General features: G+C 23.2%; 15 protein-coding genes. 6 read left to right on the top strand and 9 right to left on the bottom strand.

What is annotated here, in order from left to right; translation table 11 throughout:
* Window positions 1-140: 140 nt before the first annotated feature.
* Together ACTCUI_RS01350 and ACTCUI_RS01355 are read left to right on the top strand one after the other, a co-directional pair.
* Window positions 141-695, top strand: coding sequence for a hypothetical protein (locus tag ACTCUI_RS01350; RefSeq protein ID WP_463431046.1), 555 nt, complete (start codon window positions 141-143; stop codon window positions 693-695).
* Between the two features lie 45 nt (window positions 696-740).
* On the top strand, window positions 741-1,004 hold the full coding sequence (locus ACTCUI_RS01355; RefSeq protein WP_463431048.1) for a hypothetical protein: 264 nt from the start codon (window positions 741-743) through the stop codon (window positions 1,002-1,004).
* A 150-nt stretch (window positions 1,005-1,154) separates the two neighbouring features.
* Here the strand turns inward: ACTCUI_RS01355 and thrS are convergent, their stop codons facing one another.
* The 8 genes from thrS to asnS form a co-directional block, all read right to left on the bottom strand.
* A complete protein-coding gene (gene thrS / locus ACTCUI_RS01360; protein WP_463431050.1) occupies window positions 1,155-3,086 on the bottom strand; it encodes a threonine--tRNA ligase in 1,932 nt (643 codons plus the stop codon).
* Between the two features lie 49 nt (window positions 3,087-3,135).
* Window positions 3,136-4,509 carry a tRNA uridine-5-carboxymethylaminomethyl(34) synthesis GTPase MnmE gene (mnmE, locus tag ACTCUI_RS01365; protein ID WP_463431051.1) on the bottom strand — a complete coding sequence of 458 codons (1,374 nt, stop codon included), beginning with the start codon at window positions 4,507-4,509 and terminating at the stop codon, window positions 3,136-3,138.
* 47 nt (window positions 4,510-4,556) lie between these two features.
* Entirely contained in the window at window positions 4,557-5,498 is a 942-nt protein-coding gene (locus ACTCUI_RS01370; protein ID WP_463431053.1) for a DHH family phosphoesterase, read from the bottom strand.
* Window positions 5,499-5,600: 102 nt separating this feature from the next.
* Entirely contained in the window at window positions 5,601-7,184 is a 1,584-nt protein-coding gene (locus ACTCUI_RS01375; RefSeq protein ID WP_463431055.1) for an ABC transporter substrate-binding protein, read from the bottom strand.
* Window positions 7,168-8,091, bottom strand: a complete 924-nt coding sequence (locus tag ACTCUI_RS01380; protein ID WP_463431057.1) for a carbohydrate ABC transporter permease — start codon at window positions 8,089-8,091, stop codon at window positions 7,168-7,170. Before ACTCUI_RS01380 ends, ACTCUI_RS01375 begins: the two co-directional genes overlap by 17 nt.
* A gap of 20 nt (window positions 8,092-8,111) precedes the next feature.
* Complete coding sequence (locus ACTCUI_RS01385; protein ID WP_463431059.1) at window positions 8,112-9,032, bottom strand: carbohydrate ABC transporter permease; 921 nt, start codon at window positions 9,030-9,032, stop codon at window positions 8,112-8,114.
* A 1-nt stretch (window position 9,033) separates the two neighbouring features.
* The gene (locus ACTCUI_RS01390) at window positions 9,034-10,125 is read right to left on the bottom strand and encodes an ABC transporter ATP-binding protein (RefSeq protein ID WP_463431061.1); all 1,092 of its coding nucleotides are present in this window, start codon (window positions 10,123-10,125) and stop codon (window positions 9,034-9,036) included.
* Between the two features lie 47 nt (window positions 10,126-10,172).
* The gene (gene asnS, locus ACTCUI_RS01395; protein WP_463431063.1) at window positions 10,173-11,564 is read right to left on the bottom strand and encodes an asparagine--tRNA ligase; all 1,392 of its coding nucleotides are present in this window, start codon (window positions 11,562-11,564) and stop codon (window positions 10,173-10,175) included.
* A gap of 716 nt (window positions 11,565-12,280) precedes the next feature.
* Between asnS and ACTCUI_RS01400 the strand changes: the two genes are divergently transcribed.
* The gene (locus tag ACTCUI_RS01400) at window positions 12,281-12,970 is read left to right on the top strand and encodes an ECF transporter S component (RefSeq protein ID WP_463431065.1); all 690 of its coding nucleotides are present in this window, start codon (window positions 12,281-12,283) and stop codon (window positions 12,968-12,970) included.
* On the opposite strand, the gene recU is transcribed toward ACTCUI_RS01400, so the two are convergent.
* Window positions 12,965-13,519 carry a Holliday junction resolvase RecU gene (recU, locus tag ACTCUI_RS01405; protein ID WP_463431067.1) on the bottom strand — a complete coding sequence of 185 codons (555 nt, stop codon included), beginning with the start codon at window positions 13,517-13,519 and terminating at the stop codon, window positions 12,965-12,967. The genes ACTCUI_RS01400 and recU overlap by 6 nt on opposite strands.
* A gap of 155 nt (window positions 13,520-13,674) precedes the next feature.
* Between recU and ACTCUI_RS01410 the strand changes: the two genes are divergently transcribed.
* From ACTCUI_RS01410 to ACTCUI_RS01420, 3 genes are all read left to right on the top strand, one after another.
* Window positions 13,675-15,381, top strand: a complete 1,707-nt coding sequence (locus tag ACTCUI_RS01410) for a ribonuclease J (protein WP_463431069.1) — start codon at window positions 13,675-13,677, stop codon at window positions 15,379-15,381.
* 25 nt (window positions 15,382-15,406) lie between these two features.
* Entirely contained in the window at window positions 15,407-17,101 is a 1,695-nt protein-coding gene (locus tag ACTCUI_RS01415; protein ID WP_463431071.1) for a ribonuclease J, read from the top strand.
* Between the two features lie 128 nt (window positions 17,102-17,229).
* A complete protein-coding gene (locus ACTCUI_RS01420; RefSeq protein ID WP_463431073.1) occupies window positions 17,230-17,559 on the top strand; it encodes a hypothetical protein in 330 nt (109 codons plus the stop codon).
* Window positions 17,560-17,650 lie beyond the last annotated feature (91 nt).

Raw genomic sequence — 17,650 nt, forward strand, 5'->3', positions numbered from 1 at the left:
CAAAATGTAATTATTTAACACTTATATTTTTAATGGAACTCAACCCTTTGAAGATACAATAAAAAAAGAAGAGCACAAAAAACAATTAGAAGAAGAAAATAAAAACGATCAAGATTTTAATAAGATAATGAACGAAATTAATGAACTTAAATCCATCTTCTCACATTGAAGAGATAAACGGCGTTAAACATCATCATTATATTGTTCCAGATAGTGAATTTGATAATAATGTAGGAAGAATTAAACATTCATCTCAAAAAGTTTTTGAAGGAAATTATCGAAATCATACTTTAATACATTCATTTATTAAAAAATTAAATCCTGATTATGATGGTTGGATTGGTCAGTTTCCTTCATTTAATGAATGCAAAAATAATCCTAAAATAAAAACAAAAATCAAATATCCTCCTTTTGATTTAGTGGGAATTTATTTTGATAAGGGCACTAGATTTGGAGGAAATGATGATAATGATAAAGATTGGAACAAATATACTTTTGATGAAGTAATTGAAGCGACTAACGGAGCAGAAAATGTTTATTACTTTTGGAGAACTCCAAATATGTTCGACACATTTTACACTTGTTTTCAATACACAAATAATAATAAAATAGACCCAAACAATACACAATCAAAAGAGCTCCATTGCCCTCCATTTGCCAAAGTATTAACACAAGAAGATATAGATAATTTATGACAACTCAAACAAACAAAACAATAATAAACATGCCCTAGCTGCTATATGGGTGTGTCTTTATTAAGTTTGTTATTTCATTTAGGTTCCTTAGTAATCCAAATATTAGCGGCTTTACTCAGTATTATATTGCCAATAATAATATTTGGTGGTATTTGGTTGTTTATGCAAGTTTTAAATTTAGCAAAGAAACCCTTTAACGAACCGCAATCTCATAATCCAATAACTACTGAAATAAGAGTTTCTGAAAAAGAAAGTCAACATAATTTAACAAAAAAAAGCAAGCGGTTTATAACAACAATTTTGCTATAGATACAATCGTAATATTACAACAAAAAGCTTTGTTCAAATAAAACAAACAATAACTATATGATTTTACAAAAAAAATAAAAGACCTAACTTTAAAAAGTTAGGTCTTTCGAATATTTTTATTAACAATTGTTAATCTATCTAACAAAAAATTTATTTTTTCTCTAAAATAATTTTATTTAACATTTGAATAAATTCTTCATTGCAAAGGGTCTCTTGTTTAGTGCTTTGATATTTTCTAAAAGTTAAAGTCTCATTATTCATTTCTTTATCACCTATAACTATTTGATAAGGGATTTTATTTTTTTGCGCTTGTCTTATTTTATAACCTAAACTAAAATCTTTATCATTTAATTCTACTCTGAAATTATTTTTAACTAATAAATCTTTTATTTTTGTAGCATATGATAAATGAATTTGATTATGAACAGGAATCAAAATAACTTGTACTGGGACAATCCATAAAGGCAAAACACCTTTATTTTGTTCTATTAAATAAGAAATAAATCTTTCTAAAGTAGAAATAATAGCCCTATGAATAACGATAGGAGTATATTCTTTATTATCTGAACCTATATATTTCAAATTAAATTTTTGTGGCAACAAAAAATCTAATTGAATTGTTGATAAAGTTTCTTCATTTTGCAAAGCAGTTAAAACTTGAATATCTAACTTGGGACCATAAAAAGCGGCATCACCTGGAACTTCTTTATAAGAAATATTATTTTCTTTTAAGATTTCTCGTAAAAAAGTTTCTGATTTATCCCAAATAAGATCATTATCAAAATATTTATCTTTATTTAAGATATCTCTAGTGCTTAAATTAAAATTATATTTTGTGATATCAAAATCTTTATAAACTTCTAAAACAAATTGAATGATTTGAGTAATTTGTTCTTTAATTTGCTCTTCATTAATAAAAATATGAGCATCGTTCAAAGTCATTTCTCTTGTTCTTTGCAAACCAGATACAGCACCTGAATGTTCATAACGATGCATCATACCTAATTCTGCAATTTTAATAGGTAAATCTTTATAACTACGTAATTGTTTTTTAAAAATCATCATATGATGTGGACAATTCATAGGTCTTAAAACTAATTTTTCTTCATTAGGTAAGTCCATTATAGGAAACATATTTTCTTTATAAAGTTCTAAATGTCCTGAGGTTTGATACAATTTAGTATTAGCTAAAATAGGAGTATAAACATGTTGATAATCGTAACTCAATTCTTTGTCAATAATATATCTTTCTATAATACGTCTAATAGTAGCCCCTTTTGGTAACCAAAAAGGTAATCCTAAACCCACTTCTGAAGATAACATAAATAAATTTTGTTCTTTGTTAATATTTTTATGATCTCTTTGTTCTCTATCTTTTAACAAATCTAAATATTGTTTCAAATCTTTCTTATTAAAAAAAGATACTCCATAAATTCTTGTTAAAACAGAATTTTTTATATTTCCTTCAAAATAAGAACCAGATATTTTTAACAACTTAAAATGTTTCATAATATTAGTATTAGTCAAAAGAACGTTATCAAAATGTAAATCTTCGAAATTTCGACAAGAACAAATATTAATAAATTCCTTATCTTTCATTTTTTGAAGCATTTTTAATTTATATTTATTAAAAGCAAATTTTTCATATGCTCTTTTATAAATTATATTTGTCGAAATAATATCTAGTTTTTCTTCAACAATTTGATACATTGCTTTTTCTATATTGGGTAAATCATTATGAGAAAAATTAATATTTTGAAAATCTACTTCATAATAAAAACCCTCTTTATGACATAAACCTATTGCCAAAAGAGCATCAGGATAAATTTTTTGAATAGCTTGAGCCATTAATAAAGCTGTATTATAATTTAAAATCTTCAAACTTTCTGGTCTATCTGATGTAAGAACTTCTAAAAACCCATCTTTTTCTAATTTTGTTTTTAAACCAATTAATTTATTATTAAAATAAGCTGCTATGGGTTTTTGTAAAAATGTCATTTTATTTTGTTGTATAATTTCTAAAACATTAATTCCTTTAGAAAACTTTTGTATAAAATCTTTCTTAAATTGAATATTAATCATTACTTAATGTCTGATTCCTTTGTAACTTATGTTAAAAAAATGAGTTTTTTTATTTTCCTAAACAAAAATTAGAAAATAATTCATTCAGCAAACAATCTGGAATATTTTTACCTAAAATATTATCCAAAGCATTATAAGCTTCCTTTAAATTAATTGTATGTATATCAATGGGCATTTTTTGATCAATATCTGAAACAACATTTTTTAAAGCTTTAAGAGCGATTTCTATTTGTTTAATATGTCTCGCGTTAGAAAAATAATTAAAGTCTTTATCTTGAATATTATCTAATTGAAATTTTTTTAAAATAGTATTTTTTAATTCTTCAATGCCTTCTTGGGTATAATTAGAAACTGGAATAATTTGATCTTTTATGAAAGGTAATTCCATTTGAGCAGGTAAATCAGACTTATTACCAATTATAATCCTAGAATATGTTTTAGTCATCTCAAGTAATATTTCATCATCCTCATTTAAAGGATTGCTTTGATCTAATAATAATATTACTAATTCTGATTCTTTTAAAAGTTTCTTAGCTTTCTGGACTCCTATTTTTTCCAAAGGATCATCAGTTTGGCGAATACCAGCTGTATCAATCAAAAATAAAGAAACACCTTTAATATTAACATATCCCTCTACATAATCTCTTGTAGTTCCCGCGATATCAGAGACAATAGCTCTTTCTTCTTTTAAAAGATTATTTAATAAACTAGATTTACCAACATTAGGACGACCAATAATTAAAGTTTTAATACCATTTTTTAAAAAACGATTTTTAGTATAAGAACTTAAAATTTCTTGCATTTGATAAATCAATTTTGTAATTTGAGGTAGAATAATATCATTAGTCATTTGTTCAATATCTATATATTCAGGGTAATCGATATTAACTTCTATTTGACCTATTATTTTAAGAATTTTATCTGATAATTCTTGAACTAATTTAGAATTTTTTTTTTGCAAACCCAAATGAGATAATTTAACAGCATTTTCATTTTGAGCAAAAATTAAATCCATAATGGATTCTGCTTGAACTAAATCTATTTTGCCATTTAAAAAAGATCTTTTAGTAAATTCGCCTGGTTGAGCCAATCTAATATCTAAAGATAAAATTCTCTCTAATAATAATTGAGTTATTAAAATACCTCCATGCCCTTGGACTTCAACAACATTTTCACCAGTAAAAGAATGAGGCATTTTAAAAATAGAAATTAAAACTTCATCCAAAACATCTTCATTTTTATCCAAAATAAAACCATGATGAATAGTATGAGAAGGTACATTTAATAAATCAATTGTTTTTTTAGAACTCTTAAAAATTTTATTAATATTTTGAATAGCTTCAGGACCGCTAACCCTTATAATACTAATACTTCCGACTCCTAAAGGAGTCGCAATAGCAGCAATGTTATCGTGAAAAAACATATATTTGTTATTGTCCTATCTTCATATGGCTAAAAATCAATATTTTTTTATTTTTTGTTTGAATGAAATTTTTTAATAGATTCTTTTATCAATTGAATAACTTGATCAGCTTTATCTTTTGTGTCTACAACAACACCACAAGCTTTTGGGTGACCGCCACCACCAAATTTATTAACTATAAAATTAATTTCTGGACCTCGTGAACGAAGACTAAATTTCCAATTATTATTTTTAAATTGAACAATGAAAGCCCATACAAGGCATTGTTCAATATCGCTTAAAATATTTATAATTGAGAAAGCTGATTCCACAGTTAAATTAAATTTTTCCAAAATGTCTTCAGAAAATTTAAAATAAAGAAAACCTTCATCCAAAGTAAAATTATTACAAACATAACCTTGAAATTTCAAAAAATCTAAATTTTTCATATTTATTTTTTGAATAACTTCAGTAGGGGTAAAACCATATTTTAATAAATCAGAAGCAAATCTTAAAGTCTCTGAGTTGACTCTGCTGAAACAAAAATTACCCGTATCAGTCACAATACCTGTATAAATTGGTAAAGCGCCTTTTTTAGTTAATTTAAAATTATGAAATTCCTTAAAAAAATAAATCATTTCCGAACAAGAAGCGAAATTACTATCTATCCATTCGTAATCTCCAATTTTTTTTATAAATAAATGATGATCGATTCTAATAACCATTTTTCCTAATTTATATCTAAGATCACTAATAACAGAAGCTTGGCCGCAATCCAAAATAAAAACTAAAGCCTCTTCATAAATATCATCTGTGATTTTATCCATTTGGCCTAAAAAAGATATTTTTGGTTCTTCTTCGCCAACAACATAAACTTTTTTATTAGAAAAATTTGTCAAAATAATATCTTTTAAACCTAATTGAGAACCATAACAATCTCCATCAGGTCTTATATGACCATGAATAATAATTGTATCAAATTTTTCGATTTGTTCTTTAATAAATTTCATTTTATATAAACTTTTTGCCTTTCTTTTATTTATTTCTCAAATCATTGAATAAAAAATTATATCTCGCTTTAATATTAAATAATTTTTTTTAATTTATTTCGTTTAATTTGTTTGTATCCTTTGAATAGTCTGGTTCAATAATTTTTGGATCAATTCTCTTTTATTATTATCATTCGGTGAGATCTGTAAAACATCTATAAACAAATCAGTAATAATATTTCTAAAAAAATCGGAATTCTCAAAAGTAGAAGTAATAAAAAACTCATTTTCTTTTGTGGGATTTTTTAAAATAAAATTTTTAAAAAATTCTATTCTAATTTGTTGAACATCTTTGGAATAATCAGGGTTAGCCATTATTTTGTCTTCTATTTTTTTTTCTATGTTATTCTTTTGATCCAAATAGTTCTTACGAGTGATATTGAAAAATTTATTATTTAATAAGAATTTTTCATTTATTTGCGGCAATGCTAAATATTTAGCAAAAAACCAAGAAGCAAATATTTCTTCTTCTTTAGAAGAAAATAAATTAATATTAGAACCTTGTAAAATATTCTTACTGAGACCAAATGTAGGTATAGAATGAAAATGAGGAGTAAAACCTTCCATGCTAGACAAAGTATTTAAATTTCTAGTTGATGTAATATAAAAAACAAAACTTTTATTATTAATTAATGTTTTAATATTTTCTTCACCAGTTAATTTACTTAAAGTTAAATATTTTTTATCATAAAGTTTCTTAAAATCTCCTAGTATATCTTTAATTTCAGGTTTATTTAAAAAATCATCTATATCATTTTTACTTATTGGATAGTTTATATTTTTTTGTTTAGTAGAGATTATAAATAAATTAGATTCACTATCTACTATTATTGGAATAAAATCTTGAGTTTGTTTTTGTTTTAAAATTTTACATATATCTTTCATATCTGACCATTTAAGTGATTTTGAATCTTTATCAAATGATAAAAAACCTGTTTCTTTAATTAATTCTTTAAATCTTATAAAGTCGGGTGATTCTGGTGATTTCATCAACTCTTCATATGTTTTTTTTAATAAATAACTATCATAAAACATAATTTCAGTAGTTTTTAAAAAGGGCAGATAATAACGATTATCTTTATCTACTGCAATACCTTCTTCATCTTTATTATCTTCTATTTGAATTGGTTCAAAATAACCTTTTAAAAAAGGAAAATCTTCTAATTTTTTAGCAAAATCTGTATCTACTTCTCTAAACTTATTTAGAGGAATAACTTTACCAGACTTAAAATAAAATCTTGTATGATCAGGATAAGAAACAACTAAATTAGGTTGTTTATCAACAGTTAAAGCATTAGTAACATGTTTAAAAATTTGTCCCCAATTACCTTTATTACTAGCTAAAACTTTAATCCCGGGATATTCTTTTTCAAAATCTGATATAATTTCTTTTAAAATTTGATCTTCTTCGGGATATAAATTATGCCAAAAAGTAATTTTCACCTTTTCATTTTCGTTTTTGGATTCTTTAAATTTATTCTCATAATTTTTAAAATTTGCCTCGTTAATAGCTGAAACAAAATTTCCTATATTATTATTTTTAGCTTTAACACGAATTATTTCATTAATTATCAAAAGTATAAGAAACAAAAATAAAAAATATCCTACAAGATATAAATAATTTTGCGTTTTACCCTTTAATACCACTTTTATTTTCTCCTGAAATAATATATTTTCTAAAAAAAATAAAAATCAAAATCAAAGGTATATTAATCAATACAGTAACTGCCATTTGAATATTCATCGTATCTATGCCTACTTCAGTATCAAAAGTTTTTCTTGCTGTATTAGTTAATAACTTAGCTCCCATCAATTCTGGCCAAGCATAAGCATTCCAAACAACTACTATTCTGAAAATCATAATAACAATAATAGTAGGTTTAGCGATCGGAACTAATATTTTCCAAAGAAATTTCCAATCACTAGTTCCATCTATTTTAGCAGTATAATATAATTCTTCAGGAACATTTTTAAAAGTTCTTAACAACAATAAAACATGTACTATATTAATTAGATAAGGGAAAGCACAAGCATAATCAGTTCCAAAAGGAACATCAGAACCTTTACCATAATCTACCCAACCTAAATTAGAAACAATCCTATAATTAATTATTGTCAAGGTTTCACTAGTTGTCATTAGACCCAAATATAATAATAACATTATAACAATTTTCATTTTAAAATGAAAAATATTACTTAGGGCATAAGCAGTTAAAATACAACAGAAAGTTCCTAATAAAGTAGAAAAAAAAGTAACTCTCAAAGTATTCCAAAAATAAGGCATAAAGTGAAATCGATCCTTAAAAGCTGCTTTATAATTTTTTATAAATTCCAAAGTTTTAGGAAAAGATAAACCATTATCTTGGATAATGTCTGACGTACTTTTAACAGATGTAACGAACATTAAATAAAAGGGTAAAATAAATAAAAAAATAATTAAAAATAAAAATAAAGATCTTAAAAAAGATAAAAAATTAATTTTTTTTATTTTGGCAACTACTATATCATATCTAAAATTAAGGAAAAAATTTTTTATTTTATTAATTAAATTCATTAAAATCTTATAACCTTTTATTAATCTATTTTTTTTCTAGAAATAAGATAACTTATTGTTGTAAATAAAATTGAAATAACAAATAATATCATAGCTGCTGCTGTACCTTTAGAATAAGAATTATGAGTAGTACTAGATAATTGGTTATAAATATAACCTACTATCGTTCTTATTTTAAAATTATGATTATCTCCGAATAAACCTACAACAGATTCATATTCTTTGAAAACAGCTAACATTTCTATAATAAATTGATAAAAAATAATAGGAGCGATTAAAGGTAAAGTAATTTTAGTAAAAATACGCCACTTAGAAGTTCCATCAATTTTAGCTGCCTGATAATATGATTTATTAATATCTTGTAAAGCCAAAATAAAAACAAAAATTTTAAATGATGCTCTATTCCAAATATTATATAAAACTAAAACAAACATTTTATTAGCATAAGGAGCGGTTGAATTTACCCATTGACAAGGTTCAAAACCAAAAAAACTTATAAAACTATTAAACAAACCACTAGGTTTATTAGAGGAAATACCAAAATTATAATAAAAAAAAATGCTAAAAATCATTCCCATAATAACATTATTAGAGATTAAAGGTAGGAAAAAAAAGATTTTACAAGTGTTTTTGAAAAAATAATTTTTAACATTATTTAAAGCTAAAGCTATAACTAAAGAGATAATAATTGATAATGGCACCACTATAAAAACTAACAACAAAGTATTTGTTAAAGCCCATCGGAATTCCATATCTCGAAAGACTGTTCCATAATTATTTATCATTTCAAGTTGAAAAACATCTTTAAATTTATCATACTTAGTAAAAGACATAACAAAAACTTTAGTCAAAGGATAAAAAGTAAAAATAGTTAAAAAAAACAAAGCTGGAGTTAAATAATACCAATATTTAGTTTTTTTATGATCTACAATATCAAACATTTTAATAAATCCTATTACCATTTGTTTTATCGAAAATAAAAAATCTATTTTCTACAATATTAAAACGAAATTGTTTTTTATAAACGTTAGATAAATCCAATAATTTTTGTTTATAAGTTGGAATAATAATTTGAAAAGTTTTATAAACAGATTCCGGATGTTTAGCTAGTAAAAATAATTCTCTACCAATGTTTTCTAAAGTAATTCCTTCTATTTGCAAAACACCATTGTTCTCAACAACATAACCTTCCGGTCTTATCCCAATATGAACCTCTTTTTGTTTCATATTTTTAAATCGGACGTTAGTTGAAATAACTGCATCACCTATCATTAATTTATCATCCACAATATGTCCATTAAAAAGAGAAATATGAGGGACGCCTAAAAAAGATGCCACAAACAAATTCACTGGGTTTTCATAAATTTGTTTAGGGACGTCTTTTTGTTGAATAATACCTTTATTCATTACATAAATTTTATCACTAATAGACATTGCTTCTTCTTGATCGTGAGTAACAAAAATAGCTGTAATTTTAGTTTTTTTTTGAATTCTTCTAATTTCTTCTCTCATTTTTAAGCGAAGTCTTGTATCTAAATTAGACAAAGGCTCATCTAATAATAAAATTTTAGGATTTTTAATTAAAGCTCTAGCTAAAGATACTCTTTGTTGTTGACCTCCAGATAATTCAGAAGGTTTTTTATCTAAATAATCTTCGATCGAAGATAAAACAGAAATTCTCTCGACTTCTTGTTGGATTTGTTCATCCGAAAATTTTAAATTTTGTAGAGGAAAAATAATATTTTGACGAACTGTCATATGAGGATACAAAGCATAATTTTGAAAAACTAAACCAATACCTCTTTTTTCTGGTGGTAAATTAGTAACATCTTGGCCATCAAATAAAATCTTTCCTTCAGTTACTCTTGATAAACCTGCAATCATATAAAGAATAGTAGATTTGCCGCATCCTGAAGGGCCTAAAAGACTAACTAATTCTCCAGTAGAAATACTCAAATTAATATTTTGAACTGCATAATATTTATTTTTTTTATTTATAAAAACTTTAGAAACGTTATTTAATATTATTCCCATAAATGAAAAATCCTTTGATTATTTTTTTAATTTCTAAATTTAATTTTTCAAAAAGAAGCTTTTTTAGGGATTCTTGGAAACGCTATAACATCTCTAACATTATCTAAACCAGTTAAATAAACTAATAACCTCTCAAAACCCATACCAAAACCTGAATGTATACATCCGCCAAAACGACGTAAATCCAAATACCAATTTAATTCTTCTTGAGAAATATTAAATTTTATCATCTTTTCTTTTAAAATATTGAAATTTTCCTCTCTTTGAGAGCCTCCTAATAATTCACCTATTTTCGGAACTAATAAATCCATAGCCGCTACAGTTTCATTATCAGGGTTATTTTTCATATAAAAAGCTTTTATATCAACAGGCCAATCAGTAATAAAAATAGGTGCTCCGAAAAAATTAGTTAAAAATCTTTCATGTTCTGTTGATAAATCTGATCCATATACAGGTTTATTTTCAAATGATTTTTCGCTTTCTAATAAAAACTCAATTGCTTCTTTATATTTAATACGTTTAAATTCTTTCAAATAAGCTACTTTTTCTAATCTTTGAATTAAATTAGGTTCTACATTTTGTTCTAAAAATAAAAAATCTTCTTTATTATTTTTCAAACAAAATTTAATAATATATTGAAGCATTTTTTGAGCTATTTTTATATTTTCTGTTAAATCACAAAAAGCTATTTCTGGTTCAATCATCCAAAATTCCGAAATATGCCTAGAAGTATTAGAATTCTCAGCTCTAAAAGTAGGACCAAAAGTATAAATTTTTTTAAAAGCTAAAGCCATAGCTTCGCCTTCTAATTGACCTGTCACAGTTAAAAAAGTAGGTTGTCCGAAAAAATCTTGTTTATAATTTACTTTTTGATTTTTATCTAAAGGTAATTTATTTAAATCTAAAGTAGTGACTTGAAATAATTCACCAGCGCCTTCGCCATCGCTTGTAGTTATAATAGGTGTATGCGCTAACATAAATCCTTCTTTTTGAAAAAAATCATGAATAGCCATACTAGCCATATTTCTAATTCTAAAAACAGAACCGAAAAGTTTTGTTCTTAATCTTAAATGTGCTACTTGACGTAAAAAAACTTTAGAATGTTTTTTAGATTGAATCGGATAAGACTCATGATTTAAACCTAAAATAATTATTTTATCAGCTGATAATTCAATAGGTTGAGAAGCTTTAGGATTAATAACTAAATTACCTTCTAAATACAAAGAAACTCCTACTTGCAAATTCTCTTTTATTTCATTAAAATATTTGTCTTGAACGTTCTTATAAACTACTTGTAAGTTTTCTATAAAAGAACCATCATTTAAATCACAAAAAAATAAATTTTTTTGAAAACGACAATTTCTAACCCAACCATTAATAGAAATTTTTCTATTTATGTATAAATTATAATTCTTATAAAGATCCTTAATAGAATACATGTTTTCCCTCTTTATAATCTATTAATCTATTACTATTAATGTTTTTAAATAATTTTAAACTTTTGTCAGCTTTAAATTATTCATTTTATATCGATAATATTTTAAAATAAAAAATAATAATAAATTCATGTCAAAGTATATTTATAAAATTTTCTCAAATTCTAATTTTGAGTACAAATTAATATTTTTTTATTTATATCAATACTATTATAACAATATTTATTTATAATATCTTAAATAAGTTTTTTCATTTTTAACTATCCAATATTATAAATAAATGTTCATTTTATTTTCTGCCAAAATAAAAAAATAACTTTATTTTTATTCTTAAAAACAAACATATAAAACAATTATCGAATAAAAAATAAAATTAATTTTTGATTATTTTCATTTTATATTTATAAATTTATTTTGTTATAATGTTTAGGAAATAAAAAAATAATATTTAAAATATAAAAGGCATATTTCCGAATTTTTTTTAAAAAAATATTATCACTGTAAATTTAATTTTTTTAGAATATTTTGAAATTATATCGTAATTTATAGTCTTCTGACTAAAATATTAAAGACAAAATCCAAAACTATTTATACTTTTATTAAAAGTACTATTAATAATTTATTTTATGAATAAAAAAACAAATATAAATTATAAAATTTACTAATATAATTTAATATGTTAAATGAGTTATATTATAAATTTTATAATTTAAGAAAGTATGCATGCGAAAAAGATTCAAAAAATGAAACAATCTTCATTAAAAAAAATAATTTTTATTTCTTTCCTTTTGTCTATTTCTTTTATTATAGAATTCGTTTTAACCAAAGTGATTTTCGGCCACAATTGCCAAAACTCTTTAATAAAATTAGAATTATTACCTCTTGTTTTAATAGGTTTTTTTTTTGGTTTTAAATACAGTTTTTATGCTGATTTATTATATATTTGTATACATATTATTTTAGAAAGCAATAATAGTATTCATCAGCATAGTTTATTACAAAAAGGTTGTAAAAACAACGAAACATTATTAATAATAGGAGTTTTATTATTTTTATTTATAATTCCTTATTTAGCTTGTTCTTTAATAGGTATTTTTCGTTCTAAAAATTCTAATAATTTTTTTAAAACAAAAAATATTTGGATAAGTTTATTCTTAATGACAATTATTCAAAATATTTCTTATATTTTATTTGTTTGTTTATTTTATAAAAATAAAAATGTTTCGCATCATATTTTTGATCATATGATTTCTTATAAAGATTCTGCACAAAATTCTTTAAATATAAATCCTGGTTTGTTAATGTTTTTGTATTTCTTTTTCTCAGTTATAATAACTAATATAATTATTGGTATTTGTTTACATTTTATAAAAAGAATTTTTCAAGAGAATATAGTTTCTTTTTTATAAATATTTATCTACTATTTTTAGATAATTTAATCTCGGAACATAAACTAAATCAATATGATGTAAATTTTCTTCAAATATTTTGTAATTAATACTTTTTTTTGAACAATTTTTAATATAATTATTCAAAAATTCTATCGGAAGATAAAAATATTTATTATGAAATTTGAAATGAATAATAAAAAAGGAAATACCATTAAATTGTTTTACATGATTTAAACTATCAATTTGATGTTGAGGTATATTAGATAAAGGAAAACTCGTTTTATTATTAGTTTCTTTCACATCAAAACATAAATATCTACCTCGATAAAGACCTTGATAATCAGGTAAAGAATTTAAACAATAATAAGCTTCAACTATTTTAGCTCTTTTTCTTGAAGAATAATCAACCTTAACAACTTTAATTGGAACTTCATTTTTAAAAATTAAAGCAATTTTATTATCTCGATAAAAATCATTAGTCAAATTAATATCTCTTTCTAAATTGCTGCCTAAATTACTTTTATTATTATTTTTAGTTGTGTTTTTGAAAACAAATTTTTTAAACATATCTTATTTATAACTTTCTTTTTGTTCCAACAATATATTAATATTCGAATTAATATAAAAAAGTTTTAATATGAATATATTATAAAAATTTTTATTCATATTTATCAATATTTATTTTTTCTAAAAATTTTATATGGGGAGTTTTTTCATTACATATGCAAGAAATTGAATTTTCAGTCTTAGGCGGAATAGGCGAAAATGGTAAAAATTTATATTTATTAAAAATAAAATCTTCTTATTTTATTTTAGACATGGGTTTAAAATATCCTAACATGTCTATGCATGGAATAGACTCAATAATTCCTGAGTATACTTCTTTAGAAAATGTAAAAAATAAAATTAAAGGTATTTTTATCACTTCTGCTTTTGAAACTCATTGTGGTTCTTTACCTTACTTAATTAAATATTTTAAAGCGCCTGTTTATGCTTCGGAATTTGTTATAGATATCTTAAAATCTAATTTAGAAAATAATAACGATAAAAATAAAAATAATGTAAACATTTCTCAAGTAGAATTTAAATCAATAGATGAAAATTCTCAAATTGATTTCGGAGATACAAAAACTGTTTTTTTTAGAGTAGCTCATTTTTTGCCTGAAACTTTAGGTGTAGCTTTTGAAACCTCACAAGGTTATTTAGTTTATATTAGTGAAATACATTTTTTACAATCTAAAAATAAAAATTTTCAAACTAATTTTTTAGCTTTATCCAAATTAAATTCAAAAAAAACTCTAGCTTTAATGGTAGCCTCTCAAGGAGCTTTCCACATTACTGAACAAAAAAAAGAAGAAGCTTTAGGATACTCCATCAGTAGCTATTTTGCAAGTATAAAAAACAACATTATTATTTCTTTTTTAATTCCTGATTTATTAAAAATTCAATTAATTATTGATATTGCAGTAGAATTTAATTTAAAAATAGCTTTGTTAGGAAGAAAAAATGAAAAAATTGTAGATATAGCTATTCAAAAAGGTTATTTAAAAATTCCTAATGGATTTTTAGTCAATTTAAAAGGAATGAAAGATTATTTAAAATATAAAAATTTAGTAGTCATAATAGTAGGTAAACGATTTGAACCTTTATATCGCTTACAAAGAATGTGCAAACAAACAGATCGTTTAATGAAATTGCATCCCCAAGATAAAATTTTATTATTATCTATCGAAGTAACAGGTATCGATAAAATTCAAAATAAAACTATAGATTATTTAGCCCGTAATGGTTTTGTTGTTGACTTCTTGATAAAAGATTTGTTAACAGTTTCTTATAATTATGAAGAAAATTTTAAATTAATTTTACATTTATTAAACCCTAAATATCTATTGCCAATCATAGGTGAATATCGTCATCAATATCAAATGAAAAAAATTGCCCAAAATTTTAATTTTCATACAAATAAAATTTTTATGCTAGAAAATGGAGATAGTTGGAATTATGATTTAAAAAATAATCCTTCTATTAATAAAAAATCTTTTAAAAACTTAGGAGAATTTTTAATTGATGGTACTCCAGTTTTAGAGGGAAACGAATATATTATAAAAGATCGTGAATTACTAGCAAATGATGGTGTTTTGATAATAGCTTGCAACCTAAACTTAAAATTAAAAAAAATTATAGGAAATATAGAATTAATAAGTAAAGGTTTCTTGGATAAAACTAAAATTGTATCTTTTTTATCAGAAATAAAAATACTTTTCGCTAATTTAATTCAAGAATTTTTGACAAATAATAAACAAAATCAATGGAGTGATTTTAAAAATTATTTAAGAGAAGAATTATCGAAATTTATTTTTAAAAAAACACAAAAAAAACCAATCATCATACCCGCTTTAATAACTATTGATAATAAATACAATAAATAAAATTTAAATAGGAAAGACAAATATAATGAATTTATTAAATAAAAATCACGAATTAAAAAAATCTGATATATTTTTTTATGCTTTAGGAGGTTTAGGTGAAGTAGGAAAAAATATGTATATTTTTGAAATCGAACAAAAAATATTTATCGTGGATTCAGGTATTTCTTTTTTCGGCGATTCTTTTTTAGGAATCAATTATGTTATTCCAAATTATGAATATCTATTGCAAAACGAAAATAGAATTGAAGGTCTTTTTATTACGCATGGTCATGAAGATCATATTGGAGGAATTCCTTTTTTATTAAAAAAAATCAAAATCAATAAAATATTTGTTTCTGGTATAGCTTTCAATTTAATAGAATCAAAGTTAATTGAACATAAATTAAATAAATACACAAAACTTATAACTAAATATAATAATGATTCAGAATTTCAATTCGGTAATACTAAAATTTCTTTTATAAGAATGAATCATTCTATCCCTGACGCGTTCGGTATAGTCTTTAATAATAAAGATAGAATTATTTTTTATACAGGAGATTTTAAAATTGATAATACACCTATAGGTCCTTTAACAGAATATGACAAACTAACGGAATTAAAGAAAAAAAATATTTTATGTCTTTTATCTGATTCTACTAATGCACAAAATAAAGAAATTATTCAATCAGAAAATGAAATTAGCAAAAATATTAACAAATTATTTTACAAAATAAAAGGAAGAATTATAATAGTTACTTTTGCCTCTAATTTTTATCGTATCAAACAAATTATTGAAGCTAGCCTTTTAACTAATAGAAAAATTGCTATTTTCGGACGTAGTATGGAAAAAGCTATCGATACCGGAATAAAAAACGGTTATTTACATATTCCTAAAGATAAAATAATCAACAATAATAATCTAGATAAAAACCCTAATGTTACTCTAATTTGTACCGGATCACAAGGAGAACCTTTAGCAGCTCTTAGCAGAATGGCAAATGGTATTCATAGACAAATAAAATTATTAAAAACAGATACTGTTATTTTTTCTTCTTCTCCAATTCCTGGTAATCAAGATAGTATAAATAAAGTTTTAGATTTACTTTTTAAAATGAATATTGAAGTTATCATTCACGGAGATGTTGTGAATACTCATGCTTCAGGACATGCTGGCCAAAATGATTTAAAATTATTATTAAACTTAGTAAAACCTAAATTTTTTATTCCTGTCCATGGTACACACATTATGTTAGTAGCTCATAAACAATTAGCTATGGAATGCGGTGTTAAAGAAGAAAATATTTATATTTTAGATAATGGTGATATCGCCAAAATAAATAACGATTATATAGAAAAAACCCCTAACAAAATTCCAGTTAATAATATTTATATTGATGATTCAGGTACAGAAGATCTTAGTAATTGCATTTTAAAAGAAAGAAAAATTTTGAGTGAAGAAGGTTTATTTTCTATAATTGTAAGTATTAATTTAAAAAATAAAACACTTTTAAATAATCCTATGATTTTTTCACGTGGTTTTATTTATATGAAAAGTAATAAAGAATTAATAAAAAAAACCTCTTGGGAAATCAAAAAAATGATTGAAGAATATTTATATAAATTTGAAAAAATCAATAAAAATCATTTAAAAAAAATAATTATCGATTTTATCGCTCCTAAAATTTATGAATTAATTTTAAGAAAACCAATTATTATCCCTATTATTTTAACAACATAATAAAAACTTCTTATTTAAAAAAACATTGAAGTTTTTATTATGAATAACTTATATATTTTTTATATAATATTATTATATTAAATTATTTTTTTAGAAAAATAAAATAGGGAAAGAGCTAATATTTTATCATGAATTTTACAAAAACAACTCATCAAATGAAAGAACCGATTTTATTAAATAATTTTAGTATTGAAGTTCAAAATAGATATATACTGAAACAAAATCAAAAAAAAAGAGAATGGTTTACTAAAGATATTAAATTTATTTTAAATAATGACAATTTTTATTTTCCAGAATTAATAATTAAATTTGATCATATTGATGAAGATAATCCTGAATTTTTTTTACAACCAGGTCAAATAATTAAAATCATCAAGGGTAAAATAGAATTAAAACAATCTTCTCCAAATATTTATATCTTAACAATTTATAAATTTCAACAAGATGTTGAAAAATAAAAAATTAATTTTTTTTATAAGTTTTTTTAATTTAATATAAACTATCTTATTTATAGATGGTTTTTATTTTTTTATTATCATACATACAAAC

Source organism: Brinjal little leaf phytoplasma (genome assembly GCF_978563805.1).

Excerpts from the sequence above, each read along its gene's own strand:
- ACTCUI_RS01350 (WP_463431046.1), top strand. The coding sequence starts at position 141 with ATGAACTTAAATCCATCTTCTCACATTGAAGAGATAAACGGCGTTAAA.
- ACTCUI_RS01355 (WP_463431048.1), top strand. The coding sequence starts at position 741 with ATGGGTGTGTCTTTATTAAGTTTGTTATTTCATTTAGGTTCCTTAGTA.
- thrS (WP_463431050.1), bottom strand. The coding sequence starts at position 3,086 with ATGATTAATATTCAATTTAAGAAAGATTTTATACAAAAGTTTTCTAAA.
- mnmE (WP_463431051.1), bottom strand. The coding sequence starts at position 4,509 with ATGTTTTTTCACGATAACATTGCTGCTATTGCGACTCCTTTAGGAGTC.
- ACTCUI_RS01370 (WP_463431053.1), bottom strand. The coding sequence starts at position 5,498 with ATGAAATTTATTAAAGAACAAATCGAAAAATTTGATACAATTATTATT.
- ACTCUI_RS01380 (WP_463431057.1), bottom strand. The coding sequence starts at position 8,091 with ATGAATTTAATTAATAAAATAAAAAATTTTTTCCTTAATTTTAGATAT.
- ACTCUI_RS01385 (WP_463431059.1), bottom strand. The coding sequence starts at position 9,032 with ATGTTTGATATTGTAGATCATAAAAAAACTAAATATTGGTATTATTTA.
- ACTCUI_RS01390 (WP_463431061.1), bottom strand. The coding sequence starts at position 10,125 with ATGGGAATAATATTAAATAACGTTTCTAAAGTTTTTATAAATAAAAAA.
- asnS (WP_463431063.1), bottom strand. The coding sequence starts at position 11,564 with ATGTATTCTATTAAGGATCTTTATAAGAATTATAATTTATACATAAAT.
- ACTCUI_RS01400 (WP_463431065.1), top strand. The coding sequence starts at position 12,281 with ATGCATGCGAAAAAGATTCAAAAAATGAAACAATCTTCATTAAAAAAA.
- recU (WP_463431067.1), bottom strand. The coding sequence starts at position 13,519 with ATGTTTAAAAAATTTGTTTTCAAAAACACAACTAAAAATAATAATAAA.
- ACTCUI_RS01410 (WP_463431069.1), top strand. The coding sequence starts at position 13,675 with ATGCAAGAAATTGAATTTTCAGTCTTAGGCGGAATAGGCGAAAATGGT.
- ACTCUI_RS01415 (WP_463431071.1), top strand. The coding sequence starts at position 15,407 with ATGAATTTATTAAATAAAAATCACGAATTAAAAAAATCTGATATATTT.
- ACTCUI_RS01420 (WP_463431073.1), top strand. The coding sequence starts at position 17,230 with ATGAATTTTACAAAAACAACTCATCAAATGAAAGAACCGATTTTATTA.